Annotated in this window: 9 protein-coding genes and 1 pseudogene; 4 read left to right on the forward strand and 6 right to left on the reverse strand. The window is 72.7% G+C overall.

The window, feature by feature from the left end; translation table 11 throughout:
* A pseudogene (locus tag AQJ58_RS44290) lies at positions 1-251 on the reverse strand (sugar ABC transporter permease); the annotation flags it as partial.
* Positions 251-1,567: an ABC transporter substrate-binding protein gene (locus AQJ58_RS08545; RefSeq protein WP_067246872.1), complete on the reverse strand. Its 1,317-nt coding sequence runs from the start codon at positions 1,565-1,567 to the stop codon at positions 251-253. The gene AQJ58_RS08545 and the pseudogene AQJ58_RS44290, both read right to left, overlap by 1 nt.
* Positions 1,568-1,739: 172 nt before the next feature.
* Between AQJ58_RS08545 and AQJ58_RS08550 the strand changes: the two genes are divergently transcribed.
* The 4 genes from AQJ58_RS08550 (at position 1,740) to AQJ58_RS08565 (ending at position 8,617) form a co-directional block, all read left to right on the forward strand.
* Positions 1,740-4,124: a glycoside hydrolase family 2 protein gene (locus AQJ58_RS08550; RefSeq protein ID WP_067246873.1), complete on the forward strand. Its 2,385-nt coding sequence runs from the start codon at positions 1,740-1,742 to the stop codon at positions 4,122-4,124.
* Positions 4,121-5,149, forward strand: coding sequence for a LacI family DNA-binding transcriptional regulator (locus tag AQJ58_RS08555; protein ID WP_067246876.1), 1,029 nt, complete (start codon positions 4,121-4,123; stop codon positions 5,147-5,149). The genes AQJ58_RS08550 and AQJ58_RS08555 overlap by 4 nt, the downstream gene beginning before the upstream one ends.
* 124 nt (positions 5,150-5,273) lie before the next feature.
* Entirely contained in the window at positions 5,274-6,491 is a 1,218-nt protein-coding gene (locus tag AQJ58_RS08560; protein ID WP_067246879.1) for a thiolase family protein, read from the forward strand.
* Positions 6,488-8,617: a 3-hydroxyacyl-CoA dehydrogenase NAD-binding domain-containing protein gene (locus AQJ58_RS08565; protein WP_067246882.1), complete on the forward strand. Its 2,130-nt coding sequence runs from the start codon at positions 6,488-6,490 to the stop codon at positions 8,615-8,617. Before AQJ58_RS08560 ends, AQJ58_RS08565 begins: the two co-directional genes overlap by 4 nt.
* Positions 8,618-8,685: 68 nt before the next feature.
* Here AQJ58_RS08565 and AQJ58_RS08570 read toward each other — a convergent pair whose 3' ends face one another.
* Genes AQJ58_RS08570 through AQJ58_RS08585 form a run of 4 tightly spaced genes read right to left on the reverse strand, consistent with a single transcriptional unit; the run spans position 8,686 to position 16,377 of the window.
* Positions 8,686-10,656 carry a PIG-L family deacetylase gene (locus AQJ58_RS08570; RefSeq protein ID WP_067246885.1) on the reverse strand — a complete coding sequence of 657 codons (1,971 nt, stop codon included), beginning with the start codon at positions 10,654-10,656 and terminating at the stop codon, positions 8,686-8,688.
* 56 nt (positions 10,657-10,712) lie between these two features.
* On the reverse strand, positions 10,713-13,583 hold the full coding sequence (locus AQJ58_RS08575; protein ID WP_067246886.1) for a stealth conserved region 3 domain-containing protein: 2,871 nt from the start codon (positions 13,581-13,583) through the stop codon (positions 10,713-10,715).
* An 8-nt stretch (positions 13,584-13,591) separates the two neighbouring features.
* Entirely contained in the window at positions 13,592-14,548 is a 957-nt protein-coding gene (locus AQJ58_RS08580; protein ID WP_067246889.1) for a hypothetical protein, read from the reverse strand.
* Entirely contained in the window at positions 14,545-16,377 is a 1,833-nt protein-coding gene (locus AQJ58_RS08585) for a stealth family protein (protein WP_234359989.1), read from the reverse strand. The genes AQJ58_RS08580 and AQJ58_RS08585 overlap by 4 nt, the downstream gene beginning before the upstream one ends.
* Positions 16,378-16,410 lie beyond the last annotated feature (33 nt).

Here is a 16,410-nt window from a genome sequence, read left to right on the forward strand (position 1 = left end):
TTCTCGGTGCCCGTGTAGTGCAGATCGGGGCTGACGCCGTCCCAGTCGGTGAAGCTGAACGCGACCATGTTGACGATCGGCGCGTAGGTGAAGGCGACCAGCAGGGCGAGCGGCGCGGCGAGGAACAGCCAGGGGGTCAGCCGCCGCCGGAAGCGGGCCCGGCGGGGGGCCGGGGCCGGCACGGGGGCGTCCCCCCGTACCGGCCGCGCCCCGGGACGTCCCACCGCCGGCCTCTCGGTGGTGTCCGCCATCAGGACCCCACGGTCTTCTGCGTGTCCGTCCACTTCTTGCCGAGGTCCGCGAGGAAGTCGTCCAGGGTGCCCTTGCGGGCGCCGCGGGCGAGGTCGACGAGGTCCTGGCGGTAGTCGGGGGTGTTGATGCCGACCTCCGACTCCGTGTCGATCAGCTTGACGTCGGCGCCCTTGCTGTCGTCGAGCTCGATGAGCTTCACCCCCGCGTCCTCGTACGGCTTCAGCACCTCGGGCAGGGCCGCGCCCTTCCGCGGGGAGAGGGCGAGGTTGTCCCGGTCGTAGCCGGACGTGTCGGTGAACCAGTCGATCCAGGCGCGGGCGGCCTCCTTGTGCGGGGAGTGGACGTTGACGGCCTGGTGGTAGTCGGGGCTGACGACCGCGCAGAACTTCCCGCCCACCTGGGCCGGGAAGGGCATGAAGCCGATGTCGTCGGGGTCGGCGCCGGCCTTGCGCGCCGCGTCCTGGAACTGGACGATCGCCCAGGTGCCGAGCCACTGCGTGGCGATCTCGCCCTTCGCCAACCGCGGCTTCGACGCCTCCCAGTTGGAGGTGGTGGGGTCCTTCTCGGCGAGGCCCTCGTGGACGATGTCGTACAGGAGCGTGTCGCCGACGCGCAGATCGGCGCCCTTCGCCCAGGGGTCGCCCTCGGCCAGCTCGGTGGTGGCCTGCGGATCGCAGTGGACCGAGCCGTTGACGAAGGTCCAGGAGGTGAGCGTCCAGCCCGCGGCGAAGTTGGTGTAGTAGGGGACGGCGTCCGTCTTCGCCTTGATCGCCGCGAGGTCGGCGAGGAAGGCGGCGGGGGTGGTGGGCCAGTCGGTGACCCCGGCCTCCTTCCAGACCCTCTTGTTGTAGACGAAGCCGGGCATCACGCCGATGGGGCTCTGACCGTAGACCTTGCCGTCGACGGCGGTGAAGTCGGTGAAGCGGTACGTCCGGCTGCGCTCCCGCACGGTGCCGAGGGAGGCGAAGAACTTCGGGTAGTCACTCTTCTTGATGACCCCGGGGATCATCAGGACGTCGCCGTAGTTCTCCGTGTTCATCCGGATCTTTACTTCGGCCTCGTAGTCGGTGAGGGCCTGGAACTCGACCTTCACCTTCGGATACGTCTTGTTGAACTCGGCCGCGTACTTCTTCATCGTGCCGTCCTGCACGAGGTCGGTCCGCTGGGTGAGGACCGTGATGCTGCCGGTGACCTTCGACGGATCGGCGGCGGCCTCGGCGTCGGCGCCCTTCGAGGTGCCGCCGGTGGCGGTGCACGCGGGCAGGACGAGCAGCGCGGCTCCCACGGCGGCGGCCAGGACTGTACGGCGGTTCATGTGCATCAGCTCCGTTCGAGGGGACGGACGAGCACGTGCGGGTGGGGCGGAAGATGCGGGGTTGGCTGATTCGGCACTCTGACAGCGCTTTCCTCAACCGGTAAAGTCCCATTCCCGCCAAGGATGGAGATCTGGCACCCACCACTCGGCTTGACCGGTTCAGGGAGTGCGCATGCTTCAGGCCTCACCGCTCGTCGACGGATGGATCCTGCGGCACGAAGGGGAGGCGCTGGCGGCCTCGGTGCCGGGGTGCGTGCACACCGATCTGCTGGCCGCCGGGGTGATCCCGGACCCCTACGTCGGCCGGGGCGAGCACGAGGTCGCCTGGGTGGGGCGGCGCGAGTGGACGTACGAGAGGGAGCTGCCGGACGTGCCGTCCGGGCAGGAGAGGACCGATCTGGTCTTCGACGGTCTGGACACGGCCGCCGAGATCCTGCTCGACGGGCGGCCGCTGGGGTCGGTGCGGAACATGCACCGCTCGTACCGGTTCGACGTGACCGGGGTGAGCGGGCGGCTGACGGTCCGGTTCGCGTCCGCGTACGCGGAGGCCGAGGCGGTGCGCGGACGGCTGGGCGAGCGGCCCGCCGCCTATACCGAGCCCTACCAGTACCTGCGCAAGATGGCCTGCTCGTTCGGCTGGGACTGGGGGCCGACCCTGGTGACGGCGGGGATCTGGCGGCCGGTGCGGCTGGAACGCTGGTCGACGGCGCGGATCGCCCGGGTGCGGCCCGTGGTCACCGTCGAACAGGGCGTCGGGGTGGTCGAGTTGCGGGTGGAGGTGGAGCGGACCCGGGTGGCGGCCGGGCTGACGGTCACCGCCCGGGTGGGCGGGACACAGGCGCGGGCCCGGGTCGAGGGCACCGGCGCGGTCGTACGGCTGGAGGTGCCCGGGGCACGGCTGTGGTGGCCGCGCGGATACGGCGAGCAGCCGCTGTACGACGTCGAACTGACGTTGTGTCATGACGGTGCGGACCTGGACTCCTGGCGGCGGCGGATCGGTTTCCGCACCGTAGAGCTGGACCGGCGGCCCGATGCGCACGGCACCGGCTTCACCCTGGTCGTCAACGGCGAGCGGCTGTTCGCGCGCGGGGTGAACTGGATCCCGGACGACTCCTTCCCCTCCCGGGTGACCCGGGAGCGCTACCGAAGGCGGCTGCGGCAGGCCGCGGGCGCCGGGGTGGACCTGGTGCGGGTGTGGGGCGGCGGGATCTACGAGAGCGAGGACTTCTACGACGCCTGTGACGAGCTGGGCCTGCTGGTGTGGCAGGACTTCCCGTTCGCGTGCGCGGCCTACCCCGAGGAGCAGCCGCTGCGCGGCGAGGTGGAGGCGGAGGCCCGGGAGAACGTCGTACGGCTGATGCCGCATCCGTCGCTGGTGCTGTGGAACGGCAACAACGAGAACCTGTGGGGGTTCCGGGACTGGGGCTGGGAGGGACGGCTCGCCGGGGACTCCTGGGGGGAGGGGTACTACCTGGGCCTGCTGCCGCGTGTCGTGGCCGAGCTGGATCCCACCCGGCCGTACACCGCGGGCAGCCCCTGGTCGGGTTCCTGGGCGCGCCATCCGAACGACCCGGCGCACGGCACGCACCACTCCTGGGAGGTGTGGAACCGGCGGGACTACACCGAGTACCGCGCCGACGTGCCGCGCTTCGTCGCCGAGTTCGGCTGGCAGGCACCGCCCGCGTACGCCACGCTGCGGCGGGCGCTGCCGGGTGAGGAGCCGGCCGCCGACTCTCCCGGGATGCTGCACCGGCAGAAGGCGGACGACGGCAACGGCAAGCTGGCGCGCGGGCTGGCCCGGCATTTCGGCGTGCCGGAGGGGGACTTCGACCGCTGGCACTATCTGACGCAGGTCAACCAGGCGCGGGCGGTGGCCGCGGGGATCGAGCACTGGCGGTCGCACTGGCCGGTGTGCGCGGGCACGGTCGTCTGGCAGCTCAACGACTGCTGGCCGGTGACCTCCTGGGCGGCGATCGACGGAGACGGGCGGGAGAAGCCGCTCTACCACGAGCTGCGGCGGCTGTACGCGGACCGGCTGCTGACGTTGCAGCCGCGGGGCGAGGGGCTGGTGTGGGCGGCCGTGAACCAGTCGGCCGAGCCGTGGACCGGGGTGCTGCGGCTGCGGCGGATGTCCGTCGACGGGGAGGTCCTCCAGGTGGCCCGGGTGCGACTGGCGGCGGACGCGCGGGCGGTGGGGGCGGCGCGGGTGCCGGTGGAGCTGGAGCCGGCCGGGGCGAAGGAGTTCCTGGTGGCGGACGCGGCCACGGGCGCGGCGGAGCTGCGGGCGCTGTACTTTCCGGTCGTGGACCGTGAAATCCCCTATCCGCGGCCTGAGTTCGAGGTGAGCGTGGCACCGGGGAGCGTCACGGTGACGGCACGCACCCTCGTCCGCGACCTGCTGCTCCAGGCCGACCGGCTGGGGCCGGACGTACGGGCCGACCGGGGGCTGGTGACGCTCCTTCCCGGGGAACGGGTGACGATCGGCGTGACGGGCTGGGAGACTCCCGGTGCCGACGCGGCCCGTGCCGCCCTGTACTGCCTGGAGCCCGCTCGATGACGACCTCCCGCGTCACCATCAGGGACGTCGCCGCGCGCGCCGGGGTGTCCAAGGGGGCGGTGTCGCTGGCGTTCAACCGCAAGCCGGGGCTGTCGGAGGCGACCCGGGAGCGGATCTTCACGGCGGCGCGGGAGCTGGGGTGGGAGCCGAACCTGGCCGCGCGGTCGCTGTCGAGCTCGCGGGTGGACGTGGTGGGGCTGGCGATCTGCCGGCCGGCCCGGATGCTGGGTCTGGAGCCGTTCTACATGGAGTTCGTCTCCGGGGTGGAGAGCGTGCTGACCGAGCACGCCTGCTCGCTGCTGCTGCGGCTGGTCCGCAGTGGGGAGGAGGAGGCCTCGCTCCTGGAGTCGTGGTGGCGGGGGCGGCAGATCGGCGGGGCGATCCTGGTGGACTTCCGGGCCGGCGATCCGCGGGTCGCGGCGGCCGAGCGGCTCGGGATGCCGGTGGTGGCGGTCGGGCACCCCTCGCTGACGGGGTCCCTGACCTCGGTGTGGACGGACGACGCGACGGCGGTGACGGAGGCGGTGCGCTACCTCGCCGCGCTCGGCCACCGCCGTATCGCCCGGGTCGGGGGTGCCGCGGCGCTCGGGCACACGATGATGCGCACGGCGGCCTTCGACGCGGCGGCGCGTGATCTGGGGCTGGCCGGGGCCCGGCAGGTGGCCACGGACTTCTCCGGGGAGGCGGGGGCGCGGGCCACCCGCTCGATGCTGGCCGCCGCCCCGCCGGACCGGCCGACGGCCATCGTGTACGACAACGACATCATGGCGGTGGCCGGGCTGGCGGTGGCGGCCGAGATGGGGCTGAGCGTGCCGCGGGACGTCTCCCTGCTGGCCTGGGACGACTCCCAGCTGTGCCGGCTGACCCATCCGACGCTCTCCGCGATGAGCCACGACGTGCACGGGTTCGGCGCGGAGGCGGCCCGCACGCTGTTCGGGGCGATCACCGGACGGGGGCCGGGATCGCACCCGGTGCCCACTCCGACGCTGACGCCACGAGGGTCGACCGCTCCCCCGAAGGTGTGACCTTCACCGCTTGGGCCTCCGGGACTGGGCAGCTACGTTACCGACAAGTAGCATGGGCTCTGAGCGCGCGCTCAGCGCATGCGTGCCGCAGCAGTGCCATCCCGCACCCTGGAGGAGAGCCATCGTGCCTCGTACCGTCAGGGACGTCGTCTTCGTCGACGGCGTCCGTACCCCGTTCGGCAAGGCGGGCCCGAAGGGCATCTACCACGAGACCCGCGCCGACGACCTCGTCGTGAAGGCGATCCGGGAGCTGCTGCGCCGCAACCCCGGTCTCGACCCCCAGAAGATCGACGAGGTCGCCATCGCCGCGACCACGCAGATCGGCGACCAGGGCCTGACCATCGGCCGGACCGCCGGCATCCTGGCCGGTCTGCCCCAGTCGGTCCCCGGCTACTCCATCGACCGGATGTGCGCCGGCGCGCTGACGGCCGTCACCACGGTCGCGGGCTCGGTCGCCTTCGGCGCGTACGACATCGCGATCGCCGGCGGTGTCGAGCACATGGGCCGCCACCCCATGGGCGAGGGCGTGGACCCGAACCCGCGGTTCGTCTCCGAGAAGCTGGTCGACGAGTCCGCCCTGTTCATGGGCATGACCGCGGAGAACCTGCACGACCGCTACCCGCACATCACCAAGCTGCGCGCGGACGAGTACGCGGTCCGCTCCCAGGAGAAGGCCGCCAAGGCCTACGCCAACGGCAAGATCCAGGCCGACCTGGTGCCGATCTCGGTGCGCCGCACCAATCCGGACGCCGGCGAGACGGGCTGGGGCCTGGTCACCGCCGACGAGCCGATGCGTCCGGGCACCACCCTGGAGAACCTCTCCGGCCTCAAGACCCCGTTCCGCGTCCACGGCCGGGTCACCGCCGGCAACGCGGCCGGTCTCAACGACGGCGCGACCGCCTCGCTGATCGCCTCCGAGGACTTCGCCCGCGAGAACGGCCTGCCGGTCAAGATGCGCCTCGTGGCGTACTCCTTCGCGGGCGTCGAGCCGGAGGTCATGGGCTACGGCCCGATCCCGGCCACCGAGAAGGCGCTCGCGCAGGCGGGTCTGTCCATCTCCGACATCGGTCTGTTCGAGATCAACGAGGCCTTCGCCGTGCAGGTGCTGGCCTTCCTCGACCACTACGGCATCGCCGACGACGACGAGCGCGTCAACCAGTACGGCGGCGCCATCGCCTTCGGCCACCCGCTGGCCTCCTCCGGCGTCCGCCTGATGACGCAGCTGGCCCGCCAGTTCGAGGAGCAGCCGCACGTCCGCTACGGCCTGACCACCATGTGCGTCGGCTTCGGCATGGGCGCGACGGTCATCTGGGAGAACCCGCACTTCGAGGGGGACAAGTGAGCACCACCGCTGAGCTGCTGAAGGGTGCGGCCGAGCTGTTCCCGGACGAGGTCGTCACGAGCGCGCACGTACGCCACCTCGACCTGCCGTCGGGCGCCGGGCGCTTCGCCCTGATCACCCTCGACAACGGCTTCGACCACACCAAGCCGACCACCTTCGGCCCCGCCTCGCTCGCGAACCTGGGCCTCGCCATCGACCAGGTGGAGAAGGAGGCCGCGGCCGGCGAGATCGTCGGCGTGGGCATCACCGGCAAGCCGTTCGTCTTCGCCGTCGGCGCGGACCTCAAGGGCGTCGAGCTCCTCAAGGACTACGACCACGCGCTCGCCATCGGCAAGGGCGGCCACGAGGTCTTCAAGCGCCTCGCGGGCCTCGCGGTCCCGACCTTCACCTACTACAACGGCGCGGCGATGGGCGGCGGTGTCGAGGTCGGGCTGCACTGCACCTACCGCACCGTGTCCAAGGCGCTGCCGGCGTTCTCCCTGCCCGAGGTCTTCCTCGGTCTGGTCCCCGGCTGGGGCGGCTGCACGCTGCTGCCGAACCTGATCGGCGCCGACAAGGCCGTCTCGGTGATCGTCGAGAACAGCCTGAACCAGAACAAGCAGCTCAAGGGGCAGCAGGTCTTCGAGCTCGGGATCGCCGACGCGCTCTTCGAGGGCGCGGACTTCCTGGAGCAGTCGCTGATCTGGACCGCGAGCGTCCTCAAGGGCGACGTCACGGTGGAGCGCCCGGTCGTCGACCGCGGCGAGGCCTGGGACCAGGCCGTCGCGCGCGGCCGGTTCGTCGCCGACTCCAAGGTGCACGGCGCGGCCCCGGCCGCCTACCGCGCCCTCGACATCATCGCCGCCGCCAAGAACGGCGACCTGGAGCAGGGCTACGCCGCCGAGGACACCGCGCTCGCCGACCTGATCATGGGCGGTGAACTGCGCGCCGGCATCTACGCGTTCAACCTGGTGCAGAAGCGCGCCAAGCGTCCCGCGGGCGCCCCGGACAAGAGCCTGGCCCGCCCGGTCACCAAGGTCGGCGTGGTGGGCGCGGGCCTGATGGCCAGCCAGCTCGCGCTGCTCTTCCTGCGCCGCCTGGAGGTGCCCGTCGTCCTGACGGACATCGACCAGGAGCGCGTCGACAAGGGTGTGGGCTACGTCCACGCCGAGATCGAGAAGCTGCTCGGCAAGGGCCGGATCAACCAGGACAAGGCCAACCGCCTCAAGGCCCTCGTCACCGGTGTCCTGGACAAGGCCGAGGGCTTCGCGGACGCGGACTTCGTCATCGAGGCCGTGTTCGAGGAGATCGGTGTCAAGCAGCAGGTGTTCGCGGAGGTCGAGGCGGTCGCCCCGGCGCACGCGATCCTCGCCACCAACACCTCCTCCCTCTCCGTGTCGGAGATGGCGTCGAAGCTGAAGCACCCCGAGCGGGTCGTGGGCTTCCACTTCTTCAACCCGGTCGCGGTCCTGCCGCTGCTGGAGATCGTCCGCGGCGAGCAGACCGACGACGCCTCCCTGGCCACGGCGTTCGCCGTCGCCAAGAAGCTGAAGAAGACGGCGGTGCTGACGAAGGACGCCCCGGCGTTCGTCGTGAACCGCATCCTGACCCGCTTCATGGGCGAGGTGCAGAACGTCATCGACGAGGGCACCCCGATCGAGGTCGCGGAGAAGGGCGTGGAGCCGCTCGGTCTGCCGATGTCCCCGCTGGTCCTCCTCGAACTGGTCGGCCCGGCGATCGGCCTGCACGTCTCGGAGACGCTCCACCGGGCGTTCCCGGACCGCTTCACGGTCTCCTCGAACCTCAAGGCGGTCGTCGAGGCCGGCAAGCGCGGCTTCTACGTCTACGACAGCGGCAAGCCGGAGCTGGACCCCGAGGTCGCCGCGCTGCTCGTGCAGGGCGACACCGTCCTCACCGAGGAGCAGGTGCGGGCGCGCGTCCTGGACGCGGTGGCGCAGGAGATCGGGCTCATGCTCGACGAGGGTGTCGTCGCCGAGGCGCAGGACATCGACCTCTGCCTGATCACGGGCGCCGGCTGGCCCTTCCACCTGGGCGGCATCACGCCGTACCTGGACCGCGAGGGTGTCTCCGAGCGGGTGAACGGGAAGCGGTTCCTGGCTCCGGGTGTGGCGTCGGTTCCCGCGTAACCGCCGTACGGATGTGAAGAGGGCCCCCGCCGGACGGCGGGGGCCCTCTCCCGTGGGTGCTGCCCACGTCAGCCCGTGACCGCCCACGGCCCGAACTCCGGGGCTCCCGGCGCGAGCTGACGGGCCACCGCGAGGCGGCCGTCGGCGCCGAGGACCGCGATCACGGCGCGGCCGAGGGCGTCGAAGGCGGCGGCGGGGGCGCCTGCGATCGTGCCGCCCAGCTCCGTCGTGGGTAGTTCCCGCCAGGTTCCGTCGCCCGGCAGGAAGCGGTGGGCCACCCCGCCGAGGTCCCCGCGGGTGACGACCAGCGTGCCGGCCGCGGGCGACGGGGAGGCGGCCAGCGCGACGGCGCCGAAGCCTCCGCGGCCCCCGATCGAGGCCGCGGGCCGGGCCCAGCGGCCGCCGGGCGCGTCCTCCTGGGCCATGAGCAGCCGTCCGGTGCCGGGCTGCCGGTAGACCGTCATGACCTGCCCGGTCGGCTGCACCACGGCCGCGGCGGGCCCGGCGGGCACGGTGAGCCGGAACCGGGGCGCCCGGCTCAGCGGTGCGTCGAGGGAGCCCTGCGCCCAGTGGAAGACCCCCTCCCTGCTGGCCGCGAACACCTCCACATGTCCGGTGGGAGCGGTGAGCGCGGCGATGCCCTCCTGGAGCTCGTGTCCGCGCAGGTCGGTCCACTCGCCCCAGGAGCCGTCGGTCTCCCGGATGCGGGTGTGCAGGCCCTGCCCCGCGTTGCGCACGAACAGGTGCAGCCGGCCCCGGCCGTCGCGGGTGACGGCGGGGGTGCCGAGGTGGCGGTCGCGCTGCGGGTCGCCGGCGGAGGGGTTGCCGAGGCTGACCCAGCCGGTGAACACACCGTCGGGCTCGGCCTGTTCGAGCAGGACGATGTCCCGGGTGTGGGCGCCGTCGGCGGCGAGGTGCGCGAGCCGCTCGGCGAACACCTGCCAGCGTCCGTCCGGGGTGAGGCTGACGGCGAGATGCGGGGCGAGGGGGCCGCCGCCGAGGAGGAAGGGGCCGCGCCACTCGTCGGTGCCCGGCCGGGCCTCCAGCCACACCGCCGCCTGCTGGTTGACGACGGCGAACGCCGCGAGCCGGCCCCGCCGGTCGGCGAGCAGCCAGTTCGCGCCGGACGGATGGCGCGGCGCGGTGCTCTGCACCCAGCCGGTGGAGCGGGCGTTCAGGGCGACGGCGTAGTCGCCGCTGCCGGCCGGGTCCCCGCTGTCGTAGCCGTCGGCGGCGCCGTAGACGTTGAGGAAGTACTCCTTGAGGGAGACCGCCTGGGGGCTCAGGTTGTGCGGCCAGCGTTCGTTTGCGTAGCCGCGGTAGGACTCCACGGCGAAGGCGCGGTTCTCGCCGGGGCCCTGGTAGTGGTCCAGCGCCAGCCAGGTGAACAGCGCGGCGGCGGTGTGGTCGCAGTGGTCGGACAGGTCGCCGAAGTCGTGCCGCTGGGGGTGCTTCTCGTCGTGGACCAGCCGGTCGGGGTCCGGGTCCATGGTGCGCACCAGGGTGGGCCGGACCAGGTCCATGAGCTGGACCAGCGTGTCGACCAGGCCAGTGCGGGTGTAGGAGTGGGGCTCGTGCACCAGGCCGCCGGTCACGACGAGGGTGGGGACCCGCTCGGCCTCCTCGTGCCACAGCGCGTGCAGGCTGCGCGGCGGGCCCTCCGGGGTGCCGTGCTGGCGGATGTTGAGGAAGACCAGCGTCACCCAGGGCGCGTCGGCGAGCGCGTAGGCCTCGGCGACGGCGCCGCCGGCCGTGGAGAGGGTGGCCGGCTTCCAGGCCGCGGTGCGGTCGCCGAGCAGCATGGCGGCGTAGGCGGCCTTGATGCCGTTCTGGCGTGCCTTGCCGTAGGCCGCCCGGTCCTCGACGGCCGGTTCCTGCTGCCAGGGGCGGGGGTTGAGTCCGCCGGCGTCGCCCGCGGTGAGGTAGACGGTGGTGGTGCGGACACCGGCCTTGAGGCCCTGGAAGACGGCCGGGTTCATGAAGTACAGGTCGTCGTCGGGGTGGGCCACGACCTGCAGGACGGACGCGGGGCTGGTCATGCTTCGCTCCTCCCGAGCGCAGAAGGGGGGTGGGGACGTGGAGGGGGCGGGTGCGGTCACAGGGGCCATCCCGGCAGGTAGCCGGCGTGGGCGCGCTGGTTGCGCACCGACCCGGTCTCGTACTGGCTGGGGACCGGGAAGTAGCTGGGGAGGAAGGCGGCGAGGATGGCGTCCTGCTCGTCCTCGGGGACGTCCCCGTCGTGGTAGTCGTTGAGGCAGAACACGTCGTACGGGCGCACGCCGAGGATCCGGTTCAGCCGGGCGGCGTGCTCGGCGAGGCCGACGTTGACGAATCCGCAGGAGAGGGCGCCGGGCACGCTGCGCAGGGTGTGGTAGCCGACGTAGTGGTGCAGCGAGGAGGCGACGGAGACATCGCCGTGGCTGCGCAGCTGGCTGGCGGCGGTGCCCGACACGGCCTGCCCGTAGCGCTGTTCGATGTCGGCGAGGACACTGCGCCGCAGCGGGTGCGGGGCGTGCAGGAAGGAGTGCACGGGCGTCTGTCCGAAGTCCGCCTGGATCAGGGCCCGGTTGTTCTTCGCGGCGCTGACGGCGAACTCGTCCTCGGGGCCCGGCGGGGCCATGGGTATGGACGTCGGCGACATGAAGTGCCGGGCCTGGCCGTTGCCGAGGAAGAACAGGTCGGGGCGCACGGTCCGGCCGAGGAACACGTCGTCGTTGAAGTACAGGAAGTGCTCGGCCAGGCCCTCGATGTGGTGCAACTGGCTCTCGATGGCGTGGGAGTTGTACGTCGGCAGAGCGCCCCGGTCGCCGAAGATCTCGCTGTGGTCGACCACGCGGACGCGGGGGTGCGAGGTGTCCAGCCAGTGCGGGACCTGCCGGTCGGTGACGAGGTGGATGGTCCGGATCCAGGGCGCGTACATGTCGATCGAGCGCAGGGAGTAGCGCAGTTCGTCCCGGTCGCGGAAGCGGGCGGCGCTGGTCGCCGCGTCCTCGGTGTCCAGGCCCAGCCCGGCCAGCACGGCGTTCTTGCGCTCCAGCCAGGTCACGTCCGAGCCGTCGACCCAGGTGTAGACGGCGTCGACGGGGAAGTCGACGTCTCCGTGCAGCCGTCGGGTGAAGGCCTCGATGGTGGGATAGGGGCGGCCGGCCAGGGTGAGGGTGGAGCGGCGCATGGCCGCGCCCGGGACCCGGTCGCCGATCAGGGTGCGGGCGGGGGCCCGGAGGTGGGCGGGGTCCTCGGGGTCGTTCTCCCAGAAGGCGATCGTGGTGCCGTAGACGGCGCCCAGGCGCAGCAGACGCGAGGGAGCGACGACGTTCTGGTAGACGCGGACGCCCGAGGAGGCGGTGTCGGCGTAGGGGGCGACGAGGCCGGCGAGGACCGTCGCGACCGTCTTCTGGCTCTCGTTGAGGACGGCCGCGTACACCGCGTCGTCGCGGTACCGCTCGGCGAGGGCCTTGAAGACCGCCTCGCGGTGCACGGCGTGCACGGCGACGGAGTGCCGCACCAGGTGGTCGCGTACGACGAGGTAGGGGATGTCGGCCCCTTCGAGCACGTTGGCGACCAGGGCCAGGTTCTGCTGGACGATGTCCCAGGGCGACTCCCAGTCGAGGAGCCGGCAGATCTGCCCGCCGTCGGAGACGAACCCGCGCCGCCGGAGCAGGCGTTGTTCCAGGGCGTGCTGGTCGGAGCTGCGGACGGTGGTGGCGGGGGCGGGGGTGGCGGCGGGCACGATGCCCTCGGCGCCGCCGAAGTAGGCGTGCAGCGCCTCGCGTTCGGCCTTGGCGACGGCCCGCCGGCCGGTGTCGCGCTCGGCGGCCAGCTCGTGGAAGAGCCGCTCCCAGGTGGCGGTGACCACGGTGGGTGAGAAGCGGTTGACCGACGCCAGGGCCGCGGCGCCCATCCGTGCGCGCAGTTCGGCGTCCTGGATGAGCAGCAGCAGTGCCGAGGCGAGGGCGTCGGTGTCGCCGGGCGGCACGAGGATGCCGGTCTCGCCGTCGATGACGACCTCGCGCGGGCCGTTGGGCGCGTCGTAGGAGACCACCGGGACGCCGGCGGCCTGGGCCTCGGCGAGGACCAGGCCGAAGGCCTCGTTGCGGGAGGTGAGGGTGGCGATGCTGGCCTTGGCCCACTCCTCGGCCAGGTGCCGCGAGTTGCCGTTGAGCTGGACGCAGTCGTGCAGTCCGAGCATGTCGATCTGCCGGCGCAGGGCGCCGCTGAGCGGTCCGTCGCCGAAGATCCGCAGCTGCCAGTCCGGGTGGTACCGGGCGACGGTGGCCCAGGCGGTGACGGCGTGGTCGATCTGCTTCTCGGCGACGAGCCGGCCGGCGATGACCACCGTGCGGGTCTGGAGGGTGGAGCGGGGCCTGAAGCCGCCGGGCAGGGCGTTCGGCACGATCTCCAGCCGGGGCGCGGCGTCCCCGAGGGTCTCGGCGAACCAGTCCCGGGTGCGTTCGCTGAGCACGGCGAGGCAGTCCAGGCGGGCGGCGTACCGGCGCAGCGGCTCACCGCCGGCGCCGCGCAGTTCGGAGACCCGGTGCTCCTGGTGGACGGTGATCACCCGGGCCGGGGCCAGGTGGACGGCGAGGGCCATCAGGGCGGGTGTGGTGGTGACCAGGACGTCGGTGTCGGTGTCCTGGAGGGCGAGTGCGAGTTCCAGGTCGGAGAGCCGGTTGAAGGCGGGCTCCCAGTCGCGGTCGACGACCCGGCTGGGCTGGGCGGCGAGGCCCGTCCACACCGTGTCGTCGACGGCGGTGGGGCGCAGCGGGCGGGGCGCGGGTGCGGTGAGGTCGACGAGGTAGTCGACGCGGACCCGTTCGTGCGGGGTGAAGAACTGCTCGCGCTTGCTCTTGAAGACGCTGAGCACCCGCACGTCGTGCCGGGCGGCCAGTTCGGCGGCCTGGTTGTACACCGCTCGTTCGGTGCCGCCGACGGCGTCGGCCGTGGTCAGCAGGAACGTGATCTTCATATCTGTGGTCAGCCTGCCTCGGGCATGCGCGTGCAGGTGATGCGGAGGTTTCCTGCGGGGGTGTAGCGCGGTTGGACGATGAGGGGCGGGTGGCCCTGGGGGGTGATGGCCAGGGCGCGCATCGCGAAGACGCGCAGGGGGTTGCGGACGTCGTGCAGCCGGCGGCCGAGGCGTCGGGCCTGGCCGGTGCGGTCGGTCAGGACGACGTCCCAGTGCTCGGGGCGGGTGCCGCGCGGCGGCATCCGGTCGAGCGGGACCTCGACGCGGTGGACGCCGGCGCCGAGCGGGGTGACGGGCTGTTCGATCCGGCGCCCGGAGGCGACGAACTCGGCCCACGGGTCCTCGGCAGGGGTGCCGAGGACCCGGAAGTCGACGGTGACCCCGGCGTGGCCGAGGTGCACCTTGGCCACCTCCACGGCGGGCCGCGCGCCGGTGCTGACCAGGCGGGCGCTGCCGCGCACGGAGCGGCCGAGCCGGTGCCGTTCCCCCGTCACCGGCGAGGCCTCCATCGGCTTGGTGGGGCCCTCGTACGGCGTCGGCGGCCGCAGGAGCAGGAGGGACAGGGTGCGGCGGCTGCGTCCGGAGTGGACGCGCAGCCGCAGTCGCCAGCGGCCGGTGCCGACGGGGACGCCGCCGACCTCGGCGCCCAGCAGGATCGCGGCGTCGACCAGCGCCTCGCCCTCGGGGCCGGTGTGGACGCGGGCCTCGGCGAGGTGGCGGCGGCCGCGCCGGCGCAGCACGATCTCGGCGCGGTCGGGGCGGTGGGCGGACGGCGGCAGCTCGGCGTGCAGGTTCACGGTCTGGCCGTCGAGGATGGCGGCGTAGCGCAACCGGGCGGTGCGCCGCGCGCGCAGCGGGACGAACAGGCCGAGCATGACGCGTTCGCGCAGGGCGACGGCGCGGGCGCGCAGCCGGGCGGCCGCCCCGCCGTGGCCCGGTGCGGGGGTGGGGGTTCGGGGGGTCATCGGCCGAGGCGCCCCGGTCCGGTCGGGCGCTCGTCGGCGCGGAGGTGGGGCGGGGAGGGGGGCGGGTTCTCGGGCAGTCGGATGCCGGAGTCCTTCTCGAAGGGGCTGGGCACGGGGAAGTAGGCCTCCAGGAAGTTCTTCACCATCCGGGTCTGGGCGTCGGGGTCGGCCGCCGTGACCGTGTCGTTCATGCAGAAGGTGTCGAAGTTGCGGCGGGCGAGCAGGTTGTCCAGTCGCCGCTGGGCGAGGGCGTCGGCGAGGTCGACGTACACGTAGCGGATGTCGCCGACCGTGGCGCGGGCCGAGTGGTAGGCGTAGTAGTGGTGCAGCGAGGAGGCGATCGGCACGTCGCTGGGCGAGCGGAAGCGGGAGTGCTGGGTCACCCGGTGGGCCTTGGCGTAGATCTGCTCTATCTCGGTGAGGACGCTGCGGCGCAGGGCGTGGGGGGTGTGTTTCATCTTCTGCGAGATGACGGTGCCGAACTGCTGGGCGATCAGTCCGCGGCTGTTGCGGCCGGCCGCGTTGACGGGAAGGTCCTCGGCTGCGGCGCGGCCGGACGGGATCAGCGCCTTGGACTGGAAGAACTTGGTGAGTCCGTTGGCGTGGAAGAACTGGCCGGGCTGCACCGGGCGGCCGAGGAACACGTCGTCGTTGAGGTAGAGGAAGTGCTCCGAGAGGTCCCGGATGTGGTGCAACTGGCTCTCGATGGCGTGGGAGTTGAACGTGGGCAGGGCGTGGGGGTCGGAGAAGATCTCCCGGTGGTCCACCACCCGGATGCCGGGGAAGTCGGTGTTCAGCCAGGACGGCACCTGGCCGGCGGTGACGAGGAAGATGTGGCGCACCCAGGGGGCGTACTGGTGGATCGAGCGCAGGGAGTAGCGCAGTTCGTCGCGGCTGGTGTAGCGGGCGTCGTTGGCCGCCTGCTCGTGCAGGGCGCCGCCGGGGGCGGTGGCCTGCCGTCCGCGCAGCGCGTCGCGGTTCGCGCGCCAGACCGGGTCGGAGTCGTCGACCCAGGTGTACACGACGTCGATGGGGAAGAGGTGGTCCTCGGGCAGGGCGGCGACGAACTCCGGCAGGGTGCGGGCGTGTCCGGTGGAGTAGACGGCCGGTACGGCGCTGAAACGTTTCTGCTCGGCCCAGCAGCGGCCCGCGTCCAGCGGCACCTCGGTCATCACCCGGTTGGGGCGCGGCGCGACCAGCTGCCCGTCCCGCTCCGCCCAGAACTCGATGTCACAGCCGGACTCCCGACCGAAGACCAGGTGGCCGCTGGGGTCGCAGACGTTCCACGCCACACGCACCACGCCCTCGCCGCGCAGGGCCCGCCAGGTGGCGACGGCACCGCCGGGGCGCATCGGCCCCCCGGAGACGGGACCGGCGTATCCGGCGCCCTCCTCGCCCACGACCCGCAGCAGGGCCTCCAGTTCGGCCCGCCGCCGGGCGGGCACGGCGACGGCCGGGGTGAGTGAGGCATGACCACGCACACAGAAGTAGTCGATGCCCGCCTCCTCCAGCACGGAGACGAGGATGTGCAGATTGCGGGCCCGGGCGGCCCACGCGGTGGCGCCGGGGACCTCCACGGCCCGCACGTGCTTCCCGGCCACCCGGACGACCCGGATCCCGGCGCCGGCCCGCCGGCCGCCCCGGCCCTGTCCGCCGAGCGCCCGGACGACCACGGCGGAGCGGACGGCGTCGGCGGAGGCCAGGGAACGCTTCACCGAGGAACGCAGCGGGTGGGGCACCCGACGCACGATCCGGCGCCGCGCCCCCAGCGGCACCAGGGACCGATAGGTCGACACGAGCGCGCTCGCCTCGGGATTGTTGAGGCTCACCTGTACTTCCGCACTTTCCACGTCCGAGGCCGG

Origin of the sequence: Streptomyces sp. DSM 15324 (assembly GCF_001514285.1) — a bacterium.
In the GTDB taxonomy this organism is placed as follows: domain Bacteria; phylum Actinomycetota; class Actinomycetes; order Streptomycetales; family Streptomycetaceae; genus Streptomyces.